Below are 17,171 nucleotides of genomic sequence, written 5' to 3'. Positions count from 1 at the left end.
AGTTAATATTTTACGTTTCCTTTCATCTTCAACCATTCTAATGCTCAATCATATTACGCATATTTTTAGATTTTCCATTTGTAGCTATATTAATCGAGACATTTAAATCTAATTCTTTATTTTGAAGGGATATTCCCCCCTCTTTTTTATATTGTTTCCACAATTTAGAATTCTGCCGATATAAGGAATGTGATAACTGATACGTGTCAATCCCTCTTTCGATTCCTTTTCGGTACGTTTTTTTAATTTCTTTTTCAACTTGGGCCTCTGCAATTTTTTTAATATCATTTACAGGCATAGAATTTATTAATTGAAAAATATCAGCATCAAAATGGATGTTCATAAGCATGCGTAACTTTCCATTTTTAATAAAATGCTTTGTATCTATCTTTGGATTTTTTAATACTATATGTCCAATGATTTTCTTGTTAAATTTTAATAGTAATGGAGCTCGTTTAGTATTTTCATCCGTCCATCGAACCCCAGCAATATCATGGTTGTTTAAATGATTTATATAGGATTTATCGTTTATAAAACCATAACCACTAAATTTTAACATTGGAAATGATGTATGCCCTTTTTTCCAATATGTTTTAGTCGTAGCTAAGAAAGGAATGCGAGTTGTCATCCCAGGTTCATAATAATTTCTTTGGAATTTATATAAAGGTAAAGGATCTATTATTGTATATTGCTTGGTTATCTCTTTTGGTAAATTAATGATTGTATATAATTGAGAAATATTTAATATGTTATTGTTCGCTAATATATTTTCTAAAGGTTCTTTAGTTCCAAATATCCACATAGTATCTCGAAATTGAAAAAAACGAGAAAAAAAATCATTAAATTGATTTAAGTCACCATGTTTTAGAAATCTCTCTGTTACAACAATTGTTTTGAGATGCTCCCATGAGATTTCTTGTTGAGCACCCTTATAAAAATCAAATGCTGCATCATCTAAAATAGGGCCTTTTCCCTTTCCAATATAGGCCTGACTATAATTACGGGTAGTGCTCCCTTCTTGTTTAGCTATGTTAGAAAAATTAATAAATTGCGGACGGATGATATAGTTATTATCTTTAAAATCGATACTTAGACTATTTATATACAAAACGTGATGCAACTCTCTTTGATCCCAACACCCTGTTAGAAACGTACACATTATAAAAAGAAATATAACTATTCTTTTATTTTTCTTCATCGGTACTCTCTCTTTTCCTTGTATTATCTTGCGTATGCAATTCTTTAGGTCTTTTTTTCATATACGTGAAAGGAAGTCTAAATGTGGCTGCTAGCATACTTTTAAACACAGGGGGTGAATATGGTGTAAAGAACGGAACTCCAAAAGAGCGTAAATTTACTACATGTATCACCATCACAAGGACACAAAAGATAAATCCTACTATGCCTAATAAAGAAGATACTAAGAATACTACATACCGCAATATACTTATTATTCCTGTTACTGACTGATTAGTTAAAGCAAATGTCGAAACAACCGAGATTGCTATTATAATGACCATAGATGCTGAAACAATTCCTGCACTAATAGCAGCTTGTCCAATAATTAATCCCCCTACAACAGATAATGTTTGACCAAATACGGCAGGAACACGCAATCCTGCTTGTCTCAAAATTTCAAATAAGGTCATCATAATTAGCCCTTCTAAAGGAGCTGGAAAAGGAATCCCTTCTCTTGATAAGCTTAATGTAGCTAGCAACGTATAGGGAATCTGATCTGGATGATATGTAATTAGTGCTATCCAAATTCCTGGAAGAAATATAGAAATTGCTATCCCCAAAAGACTTACAAGTCGTACAAAGCTACCGAATATGTAGAAAAGATCTTGATCTTCAGATGTATTCACAAAAAAAGGAAATGTAACTGGTGCAATTGTCGCTGTTGGTGACCCTTCAACTAGTAAAATAAAACGCCCATATAGCAAACAATTCACAGCATAATCAGGGCGCCCTGTATATTCAACTAAAGGAAATACACTAAATTGATTGTTTGTGATTAACTCTTCAATTTGTGCACTTGAAACAACCCCGTCCATTTTAATTTGTCTTAATTTTAATCGAACTTGATTAATGATATCTTGGGATGCGACATCTTTTAAATACAGGAGTGCTACTTTAGTTTGTGTTCTTTCTCCAATAATAAATTCTTCATAACTAAGAGAACTCGTTTTTAGTCTTTTTCTAATTAATCCTATATTTGTGTTTAACTCTTCAACAAATCCATCACGTCCACCACGAATGGTCATCTCTGTATTTGTTTGTTCAACCGATCTGGTAGGTATTTGAGCAATATCAACTATATATCCATGTTTAGATTCTTCAAAAATAATAAGGAGGTTACCTTCAAATATAATCTGAGAGATAGTTTCATTCGAATTTACCATATCTAATTTCTGTACTGATAACTGGGGAATTAATGTTGAGAGGTTAAACTCTTCTGTCGAATTACTTGAAAGCTCTTTGCAGACATGGGATGATGTGGCTTGTTTTAATTTTGTATTGTCAATTAAGTTTTGACAATACATAAACAATACTGATCTCTTTTTTTCTTTCTCATCCAATTCACGCTTTATTATTTTTACATCGTTGCATCCTTCAAACCATTCTAGAATTATCTTCTCGTTTAATTCTACTCGTTTGTTCATCTACGTTGTCTCCTTCAAACTCAGCAACCTTATATAAAATACATCTTCATACTCTTTTAAGAGCTTTTCTTAAATTTAGCAACCCATACAAACACTATTAGTAAGATAGAAAACAAAAATAGCCCTAAAGCTGAAACTGGTAAAATAATTTGAGATACAAACCAATAGAAACTAGAGTCACTGATGGGTAGTATACTTATTAATAAAATACATGAAAGTATTGCAAACATAATCCCATTTCTCGTTTTCCGATTTGTAATTGATAACAAATCTGGTATAAGAAAAACAACAAGTGATAGACGAATAAATATCCCTACAAGCCACTGATACACGGAGAGAAAGTCTAAATTTTCAATATACCTTCCTATTGACACAAGTCTCCATTCTTCAAATGCTGGATATCGTTGGTTTGCTGCTACGAAAGGTCCAAATTCTATAATAGCTGCCATAACTGGGCCTATTGTGATACCAATAATAACCATTCCCAAAGCAATCAGTTGATATAATTTGACTTTTGAACAAATGTGATGCTGTAAGAAAAGAATAAAAATTAACTCTAAAAATCCTGCTGCAGGATAAACCATCCCCTTAAATACTGGCTTCATTCCATTTTCCATCATTGGCTGAAGTAAAGAATAATCTTTATGCGGAACATTTGCAAACATTACAAAAAACCAAGTAGAAATACAATAGGTAACAAAACACCTGTTGTAAGTGCAATAGATTGAATTCCTCTTGTAGCATTATAGAGACAAATCATTGAAAAAAGTATTCCTAATACAAAGTGAGGTGTTTCTGGTAAATAAAAAGAGAAAAAGGTTAATGTTTCTTTTAGTGCAACGACACCAATTGTTATTAAATAAATCACAACTATGAATATGATTGGATATACACTGAGTTTCCCAAAATTATTTTTTAACCACGAAAACAAGTGTTCATTTTTTATGTTTCTATATATGATGAATATTAATGAAATCCAAATCAAGTATATAACGCTTACTAATATGATAGAGATCCACGAATCTCTACCTGAGGTATCTAATAACATAGGAATCATAATGACATGATTAATTATCCCAATACTACCAATGAGTATCATAGAAACTTGAAATAAAGTAATTGTTTGCTTAGTCATACATACCACCATATTTTGTAATGAATAAATATTACATAGTATAACTGATACATTGCATCTTTATTCCAAATGGTTAGTGCTTAGAGCCATGGACAATTAAACGCTCTTATTTATAAAATCTATCACATGAGATGTAAGCTAGTTCCTTTTTACAGATAAATAATTAAACGGGACAGTATTTAGATCATACATCTAAATACTGCCCCGTTTTTTATATGCAATTCTTCAATGATATAGTAAACCGATCATAACAAAAAGAACCTGTAGAATATACTACAAGTTCTTTTTCAAAAATTGTTAAAAAGGGAATAACAAACTATCTTAATATTCAATACAGGGAGACCATTTTGATTATGGCTTGGTTATATTGTATATCAAATATAAATATTTGAAGAAACTGATTTCGAAAATTATGTGAATTAAAAAACTAGGGTGATATTAAATTTCGTTTACTACCAACTTCTTCTTACTTAAATAGACTGCACAGTCTGATTTTTTAGCAACTTCCTGTGAGTGCGTCACAACAATAATACATTTATTTTCTTTGTGTGCAAGTTCTTGAAACAGTTCTATTATATCCATTGCCGTTTCTTCGTCGAGGTTTCCTGTCGGCTCATCCGCAATCAGTAAATCAACATTACAAGATAATGCTCGAGCGATTGCAACACGCTGCTGTTGCCCGCCACTTAGTTGCAGAACATTTCGTTTCGCTTCTACTTCTGTAAGTCCTACTTTCTCTAATAATTCTAACGCCCTTGCCGTTTTATTTTGCACTTTAACACCTGTAATTTCCATTGCTGTTAAGACATTTTGAAGAGCAGTCATATAGGTAATCAAATTATAAGATTGGAAAATTACCGATACATTTTGATTACGGTACCGATCCAAACCAATTTTTCGAATATCCTTTCCATTAAACAGTACATAACCATTTTTAGGTATATCTAGCCCGCAACCTAAGCTAAGATTAGTGGTTTTACCAGATCCGGATGGTCCTAGAATTGTGTAGAAATGTCCTTTTTGAAAAGAAAAGTTAACATTGTCTAGTATCGCTACTTTTTTTCCGTTACTTTCATAATAATAATCTAAGTTTTTAAATTGTAAAATCGTCTCCATATCGAGCCTCCTTATTCATCTTTTAAAAGAATTTGTTTTGGATTCAGGCGTAGAATAGATAATGCTGGAAGAAGCGTTGCTAATATAGCAATAGCTAGTCCAATCCCCCCCATTTTCCCTACATCTTCTCCTGTTACACTTACATTAATTTTATCAATTGGATCCTCTTTTTGATTTTGTACAGTTCCACCAGGTCCAGCTACCATTACAGTTCCATTTTGTGGGGTGTTTGTTTCTTCTCCTGCTGTAGCAATTTCACTCGAAAGTAAATTATCCCCTATAAATTGAGAAATTTTTGCTCCTGTTGTTATGGATAATCCAAATGCTAAAATAGCGATACATACTACTTCTACTACGAACTGCGCCATCAGTTTCCACTTTTTCTCTCCAATGGACAATAGAATCCCCATTTCCTTACGACGTGCTTTAATCGATAACATAATGATTAACCCTAAAATAATCGCACCTGCAATTGATACAATATAAATAATCATTTGAGAAGTAGATGAGATATTTTCGATAGGCCCAATCATTTGTTTGTACAACGAATCATGTGCATCTAATTTATAATAATTAAAATCAATATCAGATTTTTTTGCTTCTTCTTTAAATGCTTCAATGTTTTGTGGATCTTTCAAGAAATACACGACTTGAATGCTACTTATACCTTGATCTATTTCTAATTTTTTCATAGTTGAATGCGGCATATATAGTTTATTAGCTGGATCCATTATAGGAGGAGCTTGTTGACCCATTGCTTGCTCATTCGTTTCGTAAATACCGATAATTTCAACCTCGAGGGATTCCTTCTTATCCCCTGATTGTACTTTAACTTTGTCTCCTACTTTCAAGTTGTTTAATTCCGCTAATCGTTTTTCCATTAAAGCTACATTCTGATCTTTCATCTGTTCTGTAATTGGTTTCCCATCAATGATTTTACTTTTTCCATTCTTAAAGCTTTCTTGTAATGCAGTTTTGCGAACTCCCTCAATCATAAAAGAAGAATTCATATCTATTTCTGTACCGGAGCCTGAACCGCCTCGTACAGCCGCCATTCCCGCTTTTCCTTTTCCTTCTTCTTCTCCTTCTGAAGCTCCTATTAGTTTAAGTCCGTCAGAAATTCCGAGAGTGTTAGTTATGTAATTATAGTCTTTTACATACTTTGACTTCGCTAATTGATCTGCTTCTTTTGTATTAAGCTTCGGTGGATTAGGCATCTCTCCAGTTTCCCTAGCTTGTTGACCTAATTTGTCAAAATCAAGAATTAAAGTAACATCTGCACCGAGTTTTTTTCTTGCTGCATCAGCAGCTTTTTTTGATGCATTTTGGATTGTGAATCCTGCCAACACTAAATTTGTAACAATTAGGAAGACTGCCATCAAAATTAATGATGTTCCTACTCTTTTTTTCATACTGAGAATTGCTCGTTTCATAAAGTTCATTTTTTCTTACCTCCTTGATAACTTGTATTCTATATAGGTTATCTAGAGTCTATATGGAGCTAATCGGTAGTTTATCTAGAGATATAAGGAGTTTATGTGTAGTTATTCAATGACCTGGTCAAGAAAAACCGGAACACCAATCCAAAAACGTAATCGTTTTTGAATATTGATAAAGAGGCAGTCCTTAGAGTTAGGTTAAAATTCATTGAATGAGAGCATATAAATCAATGCTTATTACGTAATTTCTATACAACAAATAAAAACCACCCTATTTGGATGGTTATATGTGTGCTTGTTAAATATGAAAATTCATTAAAGAATATGGAGTTTTATTGAAGTTGGTCGGATTTTCTAATAATAATATGGTGTTAAAAAGCCTAACTTATAATTTTATAAGTTAGGCTTTTATGCTATCTATAAGAAAAAGTTATAGAGACTCATAATATTTTATAATTTAACCTATTGTATTTAAACAAGTAAAATAAAAGTAACAAGTGCATATATTAAGGAGGTTTTTTAATAGTGACAGAAACTATAACATTTAGGATTGCAACGGCCGATGATTTAGATGAAATTGTAAAAATGCTTGCTGATGATGTTTTAGGAAATAAAAGAGAGCGCTATGAAACGCCACTCCCTGATAGTTATATAAGAGCATTTCATGCTATTGATTGTGATCCAAATAACGAGTTGATTGTAGCGTGTGATGGGACGGAGATTGTTGGTATTCAACAAATTACATTTACGCCTTACATTGCACGTCAAGGGGGTTGGAGAGCTACAATTGAAGGTGTACGGACAGCCTCATCAAAACGTGGTAAAGGTATAGGAAGTAAACTTATTAAATGGGCTATTCAACGTGCTAAATTACGGGGATGTCATTTAGTACAGTTAACAACAGATAAAGAACGACAAGAGGCTTTACAATTTTATAAGAAATTAGGTTTTAAAGATTCTCATGAAGGATTAAAACTCTTTCTCTAATGAATATAGCTATTTATATACCAAAAAAACGTATATTGTAAGGTTAATTAACTATAGGATTCAAAATTATGGTAACTATCACTGTATTAGATATACAAATTGACACATTGTCTTTCATATAAATTACTTCACTTCAAAAGGTGTACCTTTTGATACGAAAATAAGAAAGTTAATGTTCTCTTTTATGAATAAGAATATTAACTTTCTTTTTAGATTTTAGTAAAAATTATTTATAGTTTTATTTTATTGATAACTTTATAATATAATATACAAATTCCTCACCTGTTTTATAATTCAAGCATCTACTATTAGGAAAAGAGAATATTTTATAATTAATTTACAGCATAAATTTTATCCATCTTTTAGACAATATATATTTTGGAGGAGGTTAATTTGATTTTTTCAAAACTCATTGATCGATACGCCTTGTATGATTTGCACAAAAAAAGAAGTGTAGAGTTTCAGTATACTTCTCTTTCTAACACCTCACTATATATAAAGGACATAGATTTTTTTTATAAAGTAAAACCATCTCATATTCATTTTAACATTAAGCATTTAAAACAAGACAAGGAATACATGGTTGGACAATTCAAATATAAAAGCTCGGTTCAATCTGGTGATTCACGCAACGACTCTGTCACTGGGGAATTATTCTTACATAAAAATGAAGATGCACCTCATGTCATCTTTGTTCACGGTTGGAGGATGGATTCTAACGAACGTGTAAAAAAAATATTCCACGACCATATGACCAACTTGAAGTGGAATATGTATTATTTCACTTTACCATATCATTTTGACAGAAAACCGAACCAATCCCTATACAGTGGAGAGTACATGGTAAGTGCCAATGTTGAACGAACTGTAGAAGCAACTAGACAAGCGGTAGCTGATTTACGAACTTTAATCAAATGGATTAAAGTAAATAAAAACGGTCCCTTGATTTTAATAGGAATCAGTTTAGGTGGAGTCATTACTAACTTAACATCTCTTGTTGAACCAGAAATTGATGTGTTAGCATCCATTTTCTACGCGAATCGACTCTCTTATTCAATTTGGAAGACAAATCCAGGTAAATTTATTAGAGAAGACTTGGAACATCATGGTGTTACGTATGATGATTTAAAAGCTTATTGGAAAATCACTGAACCGAGTCAAGCATTACCAAAAGTAAAAAAAGAAAATATTTTATTAATTTCAGGCAAGCACGACCTATATGTGCATTCTGAGGATACAGACTATTTGTGGGAATCCTGGGAAAGACCTACTCGATATATTTATACATGTGGGCATGCTGGGATTGTTCTTAAACGTAAAAAAATTGCAACTGATACTATCAATTTTATTCAGAATCGATTGGACTCCCAAAACTTACCCAATGACATGCCTTAAATTGTGAGATTACTAAGTAGGGGGTAGTACCAACATTCGTACGCTAAGATTCTTTCAACATAAAGATTGTTGATAACTTGTACGTGTCAGTAATACTGGTGTTACTTTAAGTACAAAGAGCATGTTTTAAAAAATGATAATAACATGCTCTAAACTTATCTATTTATTTTAATTTCCAAAAGATATCTACAAGTAATATTGAAACATCTCATGTATTAAAAAGTGTTCCCTGCAGTGCTTTTGTGTATCGATCTGCTGACTTCTGAACAGCAAGGTCCGCATGCTCTGACACGACTCGATGAAAAGCATTATAAATACGGTTGAATGGTAGCCCTTTTACTTTAATCCGCCATCTCTCTTACTTTACTAGCAGGAAGTAGAATCAGATTTGGATAACTGTATATGAAACTAACCCACTGACAGTCGGCAATCACTTGAATGATATCACCTGTTAGCAAAATACCTTTATTATGATTTCCACCTTTCCAGTGTAAAACAGTTCCTCCTTTAAAATGACCTCCAATACGATTTAAAGTAATGCCATTTGTTAATTCAAAAGACTCGCCCGACCCAAAAATTATTTTGTTACTTGGACGTACTACCCATTATTTTTCGTTTTCGTGGATGTAAATAGGTGCATTGAATGTATCAACCCATTCAACTTGTGTAGAATAATAATGAGGATGAGAAAGGGTTATACTCAAAATCCCTTTGATTTGTTTTTGGATGGTAAAACATGTTTCTCTACTCTTTCATATAGAGTAAGCAATTGCTTGATAAAAGAAAATTTCGGTACTAACCAATACGAAAATAATGCTGCAACACATCCTATTAAAGCCCCTATTGCAACATCAAAAGGATAATGGACCCCTACCCAAATACGAGAAATCGCTACACAAAATGCAAGTATAAGCCATAACCATCCAGTCTTTTTACGAACAAGCCAAAATGAAAAACAAATCGAAAAAAAGAGAATCGTATGGTCACTAGGAAATGAATTATCTACAGTATGGTCGACAAGTTTATTAACATCAGGTAATACTGCAAATGGTTGATAATTCAGATGAAATTTCCCTGCTATTTTTCCAATCACCTCAGCAATTACAAAAGCAACCATCGCTTGCATAACCATCATCCTACTTTTTCTGGACCCAGTAAACCAATAAGCTAAAATGATTAAAGCAAAAATATATACCATATATTCTGCCAAAAATACCATGGTTGAGTTTAGGAATGAATATTGTTTACCTAAATCATTAATTGCTCGGAAAATATCAATATTGAATTGTGAAAAAGACATTTTCAAATCCCTCCTTTTTAGTAAGTTGTATTACTGATTGCCATATGCCTTCATTACATGAATAGTTTTGGTTATTGTACTCATCTAAAAATATCAACCTCTTATGACATCGCTTTCTTCTTTTTCACTTTAATAAAAAAAGAATAAGGAAAACATCGAACTTTCTTACAAACATTCGTGCATTCTTACAGTTTTGTCATTTTCTCGTCATTTAGTAAATGGATTCATCGTAATGAAATTCCAAATTAAAAAGCCCAACTTCTCTACAAATCAAAATAGAGAAATTGAGCTTTTCAGTTACTTCATTTATTTATTGAATTCATTAACTGGAAGAAGTATTCAGGTTTATGAGTCTTATTTAAGTTATACCATGAATGTAATGCATCTGGTGTAAATACATCTATTTTTTTCAGTACCTCCATTGCAAATTCCAGAGGAGCTATTCCTGATGCAGTAACTAAATTTGCATCAGATACCGCTGATCCCAACTCATAGAACTTTTCTCCTTTATAGTTAGGACATACCATTTTAGTGTATTCTAAATTATTACTTGTATGCTTTCTAGTATCTAAGTATCCCATATTCGCGAGGGCCTCTGTTGCACCACAAATTGCAGCAACAATAGTGCCAAACTTTAAAGCTTGGCCAATTCTTTCCAAGATAGGTTGATGTATTTCTTCACTCCAAGTAGTCCCTCCTGGTAAAATTAAAAGATCTTTACTCTCAAGAATACATTCATCAAGGGAAATATCTGGTTTTATGCTCAGTCCTCCCATAGTAGTAATCATTTCTTTATTAGCTCCTACTGTAATTAATTTTAAAGGTGCTAAATCTTTTTTGAAATATCTTCCTGAGTTTAGTTCAGCAATTAAATATCCATATTCCCAGTCCGACATTGTATTAAATACATATAGAAAAGCTTTTTTTGTTTGCATCGAATAACACTCCAATCACAATTGATAGAGCTATTATAATATAACTTCCCTGACAGTTAACGTCAGGGAAGTTATCATACTTGATGAAATTTTATTAATTCCGACAGAACTACAATAAGTCTTTTCTTAAGACTTATTGGCTCAATAACTTTAATAGATTTATTGTATGGTAAAAGTAAATAAGGTACATATGTATGTATCATATCTTTTTCAAGAAGAAAAACTGCTTGATTTGAAGTCCGTTCTTGTAAATAATGTCCTAAAAACCAATGTTGGCAAATATCAGCCAATACACTTTTATCCCCAGTAATTACCAAGTGAATAATTCCTTCCTTATCTTCTATAGTTGGAAGCAGACTTTTTATAAAAAAGTCACGTGCTGAAAAATTTTCTGGCCGGTTAAACTTTTTTTCGGTTAGCATTTGACTTTCAATTCGATCTACTCTAAAACTACGGATATCATTCCTAAGATGACAAAATCCAATCACATACCACTTATTATTCCAATAGATAATTCTGTACGGATCGACCAATCTATAATTTAATTGCTTTTCGCCACTTTTATGGTAAAGAATTTTTACTGAGTACCCGTCAGCTACGGCCTGCTCCAATTCCTTCAAAAAAGGTTTCATAGAGAGTGAACTTAATCGACTTATTACTTCAAGACTAGTTAAATGTTGGTTTATTTTTATTTCCTGTTCTTGATTTGAGTATTTACTTAGTTTTGAAATGGCCCTATTTAGTGCTTCACCTCCATAATATCCGGCTTCTTCTGCAAAAACAGCAGCGTGAAATAGTGAAGTTTGCTCCTCAAAATCAAAAAAAAGAGGAGCCTCAATAAAATTGTTCAATAAAGTGTATCCACCGTTATGTCCTGGTTCTGAAATTATAGGTACACCACTTGTTGAAATTGTATCAATATAACGATACACAGTCCTTATATTCATCTCTAACTTTTCTGAAATTTGTTTCGCAGTAATTTTTTCACCTGAACGAAGCATCCATAGAATTGCTAACATATTGTCAATTTTAGGCATATAATTCCACCTCTATATGAATTTTTTCTATTATACATTTCCGGTTTTTGGTATAACTCATCAACTGTTCCTTTCCGATAGCTTTCTATATAATGAGGCCCTAGACACATTTGTAATTTCACAAATTTGATTTACAGTCATTTCTCCTTCCTTATAAAGCTTTACTGCCTAATTCATTCCTGCATGATTTTTATGGTACTTCTTTAACCGACCTTTAAACTTTCCTTCTTTCTTAGCGTTCAATTCCTTCACGCTGCCGCATACGGATAAGATCACGTTCTAATTGGTTTACACCCGCCATAACTGTAATTAAGAATTGGCTGTAGGGATTATCTTCTGATAAATCTAGCCATGTATCTTTTAAGGATTTTAAATTTGCCTTTTTACTCCGTATGTTATCGATTAATTCAAATAAATCTTGTGTACTACGAGTAATCCGAGTTAAGTCCGTAACATAAATGATGTCACCTTCTTGTATATCCTCTAACATTTTTTGAAGTTGCTCACGATCTTTTGTTGCTCCGGAAACTTTTTCTTCAAAAATAATATCCATTCCGATTTCGTTCAGTTGCTGAAATTGCCTTGAAGGATTCTGGCTAGTTGAACTGACACGTATATAACCGATTTTCCGCAAAATATCACCTCATTTTTGAGACAAGTCTTATGAGACGCTCTTAACTATGATTTTATCAGTCTCCTATACTTGTATCAATAGATTACACTCTATTGATATATAATCGAACTAATTAACTGAATGATCACATAAATGAGATGATACTGAATGAAAATTGCTAGAAGTAGAGACTTGCTTACACCAAAACAGCGGCAGGCTCTTATGCAAATTCCTGAAGAAGAGTGGGTGCTAGGAACCTACTACACTTTTTCCAAACGAGATTTAGAAATTATAAATAAACGAAGTAGAGAAGAAAAAACGTTTAGGGTTCGCCGTTCAATTAGCCGTTCTTCGGTATCCCGGTTTCAAAAGCCGACAGGTAGTTTTAATGAAGACTTATTGCACCATATGTCACCTTTTGGCTGGGAACATATTAATTTGCTAGGGGCATACCATTTTAATTCGGAGAAAGTGATCTCATTAGATTCTTTAAGACCACTGAAACTTTCTTAACGTTGTTAAAAACGGGAGAATCGTCAGGGAAATAGGATTAGCGTTGTAAATCCGCATTTTCCTGACGGTACCCCATGCCCATCAAGTCAACCAAGTAATTTACTAGGTAAGAAATGATCCTTGTTTCAAAACTAGCAAGTGATAAAAAAGTAGGCATGCTAAAGAAGCCTATTAAAACGCGATTTTTTCGCTAGGCAGCTTGTCTATGCTTCAATGTCGTTTTATACACAATCCCTAGAATATCAAAGACGGTCATCTTCTTATGCCTATGACATTTACGACCGTTCTTTTTGAGCAGTTGATAAAGGCGATGCAGAATTTTCAAAAGTTCTTCTGTGCCAAAAGCTATCGTTTGAAACAGTAACGGAAAGTAATCTTTAATTATATAAATCGCTTTGTATTCACTCAGTTCCTGTTTTTTCTTTTCAAGCAGAAACTGACGCATTTGAAACATCGTAGAAGAACAGAGGAGAATGCTGATGAGTTGTCCATATAAATGGCACTCTAGGCGTTCTCTTTTTATATTTTTGCATTCATCAATTTCAAAGAATGACTTCCACGTTTTAAACAAAATTTCAATCTGCCAACGAAGTGAATATAATGAATGCACGTAGTTTGTCGGTACTTCTTCTAGCGACGTATTCGTGATATATACATTCATGCCCATTAAACGTTTACTTTTATCCTTCATGACAATGCCTTTCTTCTTTTCACGTATTGCTTGATTTTTCAGACGTGTTTGCGTTTGATCATCAGTTAAACGATGGATAGTTACATTACTTTCATCAGAACCTCCACCACGGCTTCTTCTTCTCTTTCGCTGCAGCAACTTCATCCCGAGATTCCTGCATCTCACGTAGTGTCTTCATCAACGTCTCATCCCACGCTTCCAGTCGTTTTTCCACTCGTTCATTATGCTGCTCTATACTCACTTTAATTTCCTCGTTGCTTTGCCTGTTCACTCAACCTCTGCTCCATCGCTAACATACTTTGATTCATTTCTTGTGCCATAACGCTGTACTGTTGCTGGAGCTGTTCTTGAATGTGGAATGGTATTAAATTCATTTCCTCAGTTTCTTCTTTAATCAGATTCGGATTAACTTTTTCTATTTGCTGTGCAATCATCTTCGCTGCCTTTTCTAACGTCATGCCGTCATGCTTACTAAGGTCAATTTAAATGACAAAGGTGTGGAGATAAAAGGAACAAACGATTTTGGCCGTAATAATGAGCCTGTTAAGAAAAAGGTTATGACTCCTATCATTAATAAAGGAAAAATACCTGCTCCTGAAAAACCAGATCAACGTTTAGTTCCATCTAAAACAGCTAAAATTTCACCAGCTGTTTTGCTAAAGCTAAATACCCTTAAACCATTTATACAAGAACAAGAAGGTATGGATAAAACATCAATTAACAACATCATTGATATGCTTGTTGAAAACTATGTAGATACCAATCTAACAAATCGACATTCTAAAGGATATAAAGATATGTACAAGCGTCTTTATGAGATGTTAGAGAATAAATAATAAGCAAAAAATACAATGAGCTTCCCATATGGACAGCTCATTTACATAATTATCGTTATTGGAAGTTATTTTGTATATTAGCATTCGCATTCGATGTTTTTAAAAGCTTTGGAAATAACATATTAATCAGGTTCCAGAATAAACATCCCAATAATGTTCCAACAGTGTTCAATATTACTCTATATCTGATGAACGTCCTGACGGAAAGGCATATTGGATAAATTCAATTAGCAGAGAAAATAAAAAGCCTATCATTATTACTTGATAGATAGAAAGTTTTGTGTGACTTTTCCATAACAAGGTGAAGCCGAATGGCATAAATAGGAGTATGTTAAACAGTATATTTTTGATAGGAACCATAATATCGACATAATTGGTCATTAACTTATACATACCAATAAAAGGGATTAAGTTTACTATTCTTATTTGTTCTATTCCTGTATGTTTTGGTGTAACAGTAATCAGTAAAATAGCAATTATCGAGAGAGCAAAAATTATGTTCATAATGATTGTGTTTTTATGTAAAACTGTTTCATTCCCCTTCTTTTTTACTACTATAATTGCAATTGTACATACAATAACGATTGCAATTAAAAACAGGGGAACTGCATATCCAAAAGATCCCCATAACTGTGTCATATTTTCCCATCCTTTTTATTCCATTCTAGCATATTTAAAGATATAAAAGGAAAATGTATATCCTATACATGCTCGGTTAACATAATGTCTCATTATCGGGAGTCAATGTATTTTAGAGACTATCAAAAGCCCTCCAGTTTAATTGATCTGGAGGGCTCTTATGTTCACATAATCAAGTGTTATCGGAAGTAAATACATGTGTTTTGCTTAACATTAGATAGATGAAATAAGGGAATTAAGCACTGATTTTAATTGTTCTCTCGTTGTAGGATCTAGGATTTCTGCTTTACTATTAATCTTGGTTCCTACGACACCAATTTGTAAAGTGCTTTCTTTTGGGATATTTGCTTCAATCATTTGTAATGTGAGCATTATTGATTCGTGTGCTTTATCTCCACCTGTAATACGTGAAGAAGCACTAATAACAGCTACTGGTTTATTCATAAATTCTCCCGATGATACAACCCAATCAAGAGCATTTTTTAGAACTCCTGGAACTCCCCTCGCATACTCAGGGGTACAAATTATTACACCATCAGCTAGTTTAAGTTGTTCACGTAAGTTCTTAACTGAAGCAGGAGGATCATCTGTATCTGCTTCAGGACTAAAGTATGGGAGATGTTCCAATCCTTCATAAAATTGAAAATCAAAATTTTCCGATTTCAGATTAGAAATAGCATATAAAGCGTTTGTATTAGAGGAATTCTTCCGTAGACTTCCTGAAATAGCGAGTATTTTTATTCTGTTTTCATTCATAGTATCATCCATTCTATTTACAAATTTGATTTTTAAATTTCCACTTTTTCCAAATCCCTTAATATTCCATCCTCCATAATCATACTGTTTTTGAAATGTCGTGTTCAACTAATTTGCTCCATCAGTTGAATAAAGAACCCTGTATATTTTATACATGTCAAGTTTACATAACGTCCTATTACCAGTAGCAAGGACAAGGAGGAATCTTCCCCTTACAAGGGAACCTCCTTTCTTTGTTCTATCGACCTATGCATTTTTTTATACATTCCTATCCTGGCACGGTTTCAGGGTTCTTTTTTATTGTTGGATCAACAAAAAAACTGTATTAAATCTTGCATGCTCCTAGGGGTCACTATATATGAACGCTACGTATTTGACTTTCTCAATGACCAACATTACTTAACGTGGTAAAATAGTATTCGGATGGGAATCCAATGTTTTTAAAATTAAAGTGGTTATCAAGTCGGAGGAAGGCACCTTAGGGTGTCTTTTTTTAAAAAAATATATAAGCGCACCATCCCTTTCCTAATAGAGGCCTCCCCTCATGCCTCCTTACAGGGAGAATGATAAGGCTTTTTTTATTTACCCAATTACCGAGCTCGCAAATGTTTTAAATAGTTACAATACATGTATTGCTTCAATAACATATGATTATTCTTAAGAATGTCATTGAAATGTACCAATAGATGTTAGTGAAGCAAAATAAATTGTGTTATGATGTGAGCAAATATAAAGCTATCTAACGGAGGGATTCACATGCCGCATGTTGTGTTTCGTGGAATTACTACTGAACAATTAAAACGCATAAGCAAGCCATTAGTAGAAGAGCTCGCAGAAATTTGTGAGTGTGGTACGGATAATTTTACGTTGGAACTACCAAGTTCTACGTTTGTATTCAATGGAGAAGAAATAGAAGCATTTCCTCTTATTGAAGTGAAATGGTTCGAGCGTGGACAGGAAATTCGTGATCGATTTGCCAAGGCCATTACTACATATGTAATGGCTTTTGGACTTCCAGAAGTAGAGGTTGTATTTACGGTTTTCACAGAATCAGCGTATTATATTAACGGGAAGCATTGTGCAAGTTAGAGCTATTTGAAAGATTTTTGTAACATT

Annotated in this window: 13 protein-coding genes and 6 pseudogenes; 5 read left to right on the top strand and 14 right to left on the bottom strand. The window is 33.1% G+C overall.

The features are described 5' to 3' along the window. Positions 1 to 37: 37 nt before the first annotated feature. The 5 genes and pseudogenes from gerXC to JDS80_RS21680 form a co-directional block, all read right to left on the bottom strand. Positions 38 to 1,198, bottom strand: coding sequence for a spore germination protein GerXC (gene gerXC, locus JDS80_RS21700; RefSeq protein ID WP_199639936.1), 1,161 nt, complete (start codon positions 1,196 to 1,198; stop codon positions 38 to 40). After that, on the bottom strand, positions 1,185 to 2,663 hold the full coding sequence (gene gerXA / locus JDS80_RS21695) for a spore germination protein GerXA (protein ID WP_071746016.1): 1,479 nt from the start codon (positions 2,661 to 2,663) through the stop codon (positions 1,185 to 1,187). Before gerXA ends, gerXC begins: the two co-directional genes overlap by 14 nt. Positions 2,664 to 2,719: 56 nt before the next feature. Then, positions 2,720 to 3,720 (bottom strand): annotated as a pseudogene (locus JDS80_RS21690) (endospore germination permease). Between the two features lie 516 nt (positions 3,721 to 4,236). Continuing rightward, entirely contained in the window at positions 4,237 to 4,914 is a 678-nt protein-coding gene (locus JDS80_RS21685) for an ABC transporter ATP-binding protein (protein ID WP_199639935.1), read from the bottom strand. A gap of 11 nt (positions 4,915 to 4,925) precedes the next feature. Further along, the gene (locus tag JDS80_RS21680; protein ID WP_071746014.1) at positions 4,926 to 6,356 is read right to left on the bottom strand and encodes an ABC transporter permease; all 1,431 of its coding nucleotides are present in this window, start codon (positions 6,354 to 6,356) and stop codon (positions 4,926 to 4,928) included. Between the two features lie 522 nt (positions 6,357 to 6,878). Here JDS80_RS21680 and JDS80_RS21675 point away from each other — a divergent pair. Further along, on the top strand, positions 6,879 to 7,340 hold the full coding sequence (locus JDS80_RS21675) for a GNAT family N-acetyltransferase (RefSeq protein ID WP_016129523.1): 462 nt from the start codon (positions 6,879 to 6,881) through the stop codon (positions 7,338 to 7,340). Between the two features lie 393 nt (positions 7,341 to 7,733). Beyond that, positions 7,734 to 8,735 (top strand): alpha/beta hydrolase, encoded by a 1,002-nt coding sequence (locus JDS80_RS21670; protein ID WP_071746013.1) that lies wholly within the window; start codon positions 7,734 to 7,736, stop codon positions 8,733 to 8,735. Between the two features lie 208 nt (positions 8,736 to 8,943). On the opposite strand, the pseudogene JDS80_RS31595 reads toward JDS80_RS21670, so the two are convergent. From JDS80_RS31595 to JDS80_RS21650, 5 genes and pseudogenes are all read right to left on the bottom strand, one after another. Beyond that, a pseudogene (locus JDS80_RS31595) lies at positions 8,944 to 9,436 on the bottom strand (MBL fold metallo-hydrolase); the annotation flags it as partial. Then, positions 9,436 to 10,035, bottom strand: coding sequence for an undecaprenyl-diphosphatase (locus tag JDS80_RS21665; RefSeq protein ID WP_071746012.1), 600 nt, complete (start codon positions 10,033 to 10,035; stop codon positions 9,436 to 9,438). The gene JDS80_RS21665 and the pseudogene JDS80_RS31595, both read right to left, overlap by 1 nt. 302 nt (positions 10,036 to 10,337) lie before the next feature. Beyond that, entirely contained in the window at positions 10,338 to 10,970 is a 633-nt protein-coding gene (locus tag JDS80_RS21660; RefSeq protein WP_199639934.1) for a type 1 glutamine amidotransferase family protein, read from the bottom strand. Between the two features lie 74 nt (positions 10,971 to 11,044). After that, a complete protein-coding gene (locus JDS80_RS21655) occupies positions 11,045 to 12,007 on the bottom strand; it encodes a helix-turn-helix transcriptional regulator (protein ID WP_199639933.1) in 963 nt (320 codons plus the stop codon). A 60-nt stretch (positions 12,008 to 12,067) separates the two neighbouring features. Further along, a pseudogene (locus JDS80_RS21650) lies at positions 12,068 to 12,641 on the bottom strand (recombinase family protein). Between the two features lie 147 nt (positions 12,642 to 12,788). On the opposite strand from JDS80_RS21650, the pseudogene JDS80_RS21645 reads away from it, so the two are divergent. Then, positions 12,789 to 12,987, top strand: a pseudogene (locus JDS80_RS21645) (DUF4158 domain-containing protein); the annotation flags it as partial. 336 nt (positions 12,988 to 13,323) lie between these two features. On the opposite strand, the pseudogene JDS80_RS21640 reads toward JDS80_RS21645, so the two are convergent. Together JDS80_RS21640 and JDS80_RS21635 are read right to left on the bottom strand one after the other, a co-directional pair. Beyond that, positions 13,324 to 13,914, bottom strand: a pseudogene (locus tag JDS80_RS21640) (transposase); the annotation flags it as partial. Between the two features lie 4 nt (positions 13,915 to 13,918). Continuing rightward, a pseudogene (locus JDS80_RS21635) lies at positions 13,919 to 14,306 on the bottom strand (DUF3967 domain-containing protein); the annotation flags it as partial. Here JDS80_RS21635 and JDS80_RS21630 point away from each other — a divergent pair. Beyond that, entirely contained in the window at positions 14,289 to 14,660 is a 372-nt protein-coding gene (locus JDS80_RS21630) for a hypothetical protein (protein WP_071746008.1), read from the top strand. The pseudogene JDS80_RS21635 and the gene JDS80_RS21630 sit on opposite strands and share 18 nt — an antisense overlap. A gap of 174 nt (positions 14,661 to 14,834) precedes the next feature. Here JDS80_RS21630 and JDS80_RS21625 read toward each other — a convergent pair whose 3' ends face one another. Together JDS80_RS21625 and JDS80_RS21620 are read right to left on the bottom strand one after the other, a co-directional pair. Continuing rightward, positions 14,835 to 15,299: a VanZ family protein gene (locus JDS80_RS21625; RefSeq protein ID WP_242477405.1), complete on the bottom strand. Its 465-nt coding sequence runs from the start codon at positions 15,297 to 15,299 to the stop codon at positions 14,835 to 14,837. Between the two features lie 213 nt (positions 15,300 to 15,512). Then, the gene (locus JDS80_RS21620) at positions 15,513 to 16,055 is read right to left on the bottom strand and encodes an NADPH-dependent FMN reductase (protein ID WP_199639952.1); all 543 of its coding nucleotides are present in this window, start codon (positions 16,053 to 16,055) and stop codon (positions 15,513 to 15,515) included. A gap of 756 nt (positions 16,056 to 16,811) precedes the next feature. On the opposite strand from JDS80_RS21620, the gene JDS80_RS21615 reads away from it, so the two are divergent. Further along, complete coding sequence (locus JDS80_RS21615) at positions 16,812 to 17,144, top strand: DUF1904 family protein (protein ID WP_098079615.1); 333 nt, start codon at positions 16,812 to 16,814, stop codon at positions 17,142 to 17,144. The last annotated feature ends 27 nt before the right edge of the window (positions 17,145 to 17,171 follow it).

Origin of the sequence: Bacillus cereus group sp. N8, from assembly GCF_016483685.1 — a bacterium.
In the GTDB taxonomy this organism is placed as follows: Bacteria; Bacillota; Bacilli; order Bacillales; family Bacillaceae_G; genus Bacillus_A; species Bacillus_A proteolyticus.
Note: the sequence above shows the minus strand (reverse complement) of the source record. Positions and strands in the feature narration are given on the sequence as shown.